1 pseudogene is annotated in these 1,092 nt (G+C 49.6%); it reads left to right on the top strand.

What is annotated here, in order from left to right:
• Positions 1 to 1,092: pseudogene (locus R7M72_RS25690) on the top strand (FAD-dependent oxidoreductase); the annotation flags it as partial.

Raw genomic sequence — 1,092 nt, 5'->3', positions numbered from 1 at the left:
CGGGCTTCTCGTGACCGGCGGTTTTTCACCGAATTTCCGCGGTCGTTTGCACCCGTTAAGTGCGGAGTTTTGTAAGACAAAACACGCAAAGGCGCCCCGAGTAGTTACCGATGCCGTGCACAAGCATGGTGGCAAAATTGCACTACAGATTTTACATGCTGGGCGTTACGCGATGCACCCGTTTGCGCAGAGCGCCTCTGGCATTAAAGCGCCGATCGCGAAGTTTGCGCCGAGTGAAATGAGCGAGCGTCAGATCAAAAAGACCATCGATGCATTTGCCAACAGCGCTGAACTCGCTCAACTTGCCGGTTATGACGGCGTGGAATTAATGGGCTCAGAAGGTTATTTGATCAATCAGTTCCTTTGTAAGCGCACCAATATGCGATATGACGATTGGGGCGGCAGTTACAAAAAACGCATGCGCTTCCCGTTGGAGATAGTGAAAGCTGTACGTAAAGCGGTGGGTGAGAAGTTCATCATCATTTTCCGTCTTTCGATGCTGGATCTCGTCGAGCAGGGCAGCACGTTCGAAGATGTGATTGAATTAGCCTAAGGATTGGACGACGCGTGCGTCACCATTATCAACACTGGTATTGGTTGGCATGAAGCACGTATTCCGACCATTGCAACGCAAGTACCTCGCGGTGCATTTACATGGGTAACCGAGAAGGTGAAACCGCACGTTTCTGTGCCAATTGTCACCTGTAACCGAATTAACACTCCTGATGAAGCAGAGCGAATCCTTGCTTCTGGTCAGGCGGATATGGTGTCAATGGCTCGCCCGTTCTTGGCGGATCCATACTTTGTCGCGAAGGCAGAACAAGAGAAAGCGCAGTTTATTAATACGTGTATCGGCTGCAACCAAGCGTGTCTGGACAACGTATTTAAAGGTAAGCGCGCTAGTTGTCTCGTCAATCCACTTGCCTGTTACGAAACAGAAATTGTGGTTGAACCAACGTTCAAGAAGAAAAATATTGCCGTTGTAGGCGCAGGCCCTGCTGGTTTAGCTTGTGCGACGACTTTAGCTGAACGTGGTCATAAAGTTGATCTGTTTGAAAAGAACGACCGAATTGGTGGGCAATTCCGCTTAGC

It is taken from the genome of Vibrio sp. YT-18 (assembly GCF_033337345.1).
GTDB lineage: Bacteria > Pseudomonadota > Gammaproteobacteria > Enterobacterales > Vibrionaceae > Vibrio > Vibrio alginolyticus.
Note: the sequence above shows the minus strand (reverse complement) of the source record. Positions and strands in the feature narration are given on the sequence as shown.